This window comes from Pseudomonas sp. 6D_7.1_Bac1, assembly GCF_025465945.1.
In the GTDB taxonomy this organism is placed as follows: Bacteria; Pseudomonadota; Gammaproteobacteria; order Pseudomonadales; family Pseudomonadaceae; genus Aquipseudomonas.
Genome location: NZ_JANLNW010000047.1, coordinates 1 through 1,355 on the forward strand (window position 1 = coordinate 1; position 1,355 = coordinate 1,355).

1 protein-coding gene is annotated in these 1,355 nt (G+C 60.9%); it reads right to left on the reverse strand.

The annotated features are described in order from the left end of the window. Positions 1 to 1,237: type VI secretion system tip protein TssI/VgrG (gene tssI, locus NTD87_RS10855; RefSeq protein ID WP_262113866.1), on the reverse strand; the 1,237-nt coding region annotated here is incomplete at its 3' end. Between the last annotated feature and the right edge of the window lie 118 nt (positions 1,238 to 1,355).

Below are 1,355 nucleotides of genomic sequence, written 5' to 3' on the forward strand. Positions count from 1 at the left end.
GCCAGCAGCTGGTTTTGTCGTCGGCCTGGCCTTCGCGGTCCCAGTGAAATTGCACCTTCACCCGGCCGTACTGGTCGCAGTGGATCTCTTCACCCTTGGGCCCGGTGACCACCGCGCTCTGGCTGCCGAGGATGCGCGGCTTCGGGTGCTCCAGCGGCGGCCGGTTCGGCACGTCCCACGGCGTGGCCTGAAAGCGGTTGCGGTAGCCCTGGTGGAAGTCGTCCTTGAGCGACGTGGTGTCGCTGGTCACCGACTCTTCCAGCACTTGCGGCTGCTTGCCTTCGTGGAGGATTTCAGTGAGCAGCCAGAGGTCGTTCCACTTAGGCTTAGGGTGTTGGCTCAGGGCCAGGAAGTGCCCGCTGACCAGCAGCGGCTGATCGCTTTTGCCTTCGGCCAGTTGGTAGTCGCTGCGGTGCCGTTCAAGGCTTCGCTTGGCCAGGTGCTTGCCACGTTCGCGGTCGATGAAGCGCCCGGGGTAGTCGTAGTCTTCGAGGTCCGGTTTGGCCTCGCCACGGGACTCGCTTTCGAGGGTGATGCGCGGTTTTTCGAAGTCGTAGTCGCGGCGCGTGGTGCGGCTGGTGCGGGTTTCCAGGCGCAGGTCGAAGCGCTTGATCACCGGGTCGTTGGCGACCATGCCGGAGTCTTGCTGGTAGGCCACGGGCGCGAGTTTCGGGAACACCGTCTGGTCATCGCCGAACACCAGCGTGTGGGCGGTGGCGCTGTGCTGGAAGTGGTAGTGGATACCTTCTTCCTCGCACAGGCGCTGGATGAAGTGCAGGTCCGATTCATCGTACTGAACGCAATACACGCGCTCGGGATAAATCGCCCCGACTTTGAACTGGTAGGCATTGCTTTGGATGCCGTGCTCTTCGAGGACCTGGCCGATGATTTTCGGCACGCTGAGGTTCTGGAGGATGCGTTGGTTGATGCGGTGCGAAAGGTAAGACAGCTGCGGGCGCAGGGTCACCGAGTAGCGGGTCAGACGTTTACCGGCATCGCCTTGGGCCACGCGATAGATCTGCCCGTGAATGCCGGTGCCGTTTTGCGCGAGCTGCAAAAAAGCCGGTTTGTGCAGCAGGCTTTCGAGGTCCAGGGACGGGTTTTCACTGACCAGTTCGACGTCGAACTGAAATGGCTGACTGATGGCTTCTCGACCGGTGAGGGCAAGTACCTGAAGATCGTTCGCCAGACCTTCTACGGTCAGGGCGAAGTGAGTCTGGTTGGCCGGCGCGAACATCCGTTGTTCCTCGTGCAGTGCAGCAGCATCCATTGATACCCAAGTGGGTGATCAACGAACGCAAGAATTCTTGAGTGACGCAAACAACATCGACCAGCAGAGCTGGCCGATGTTTTGA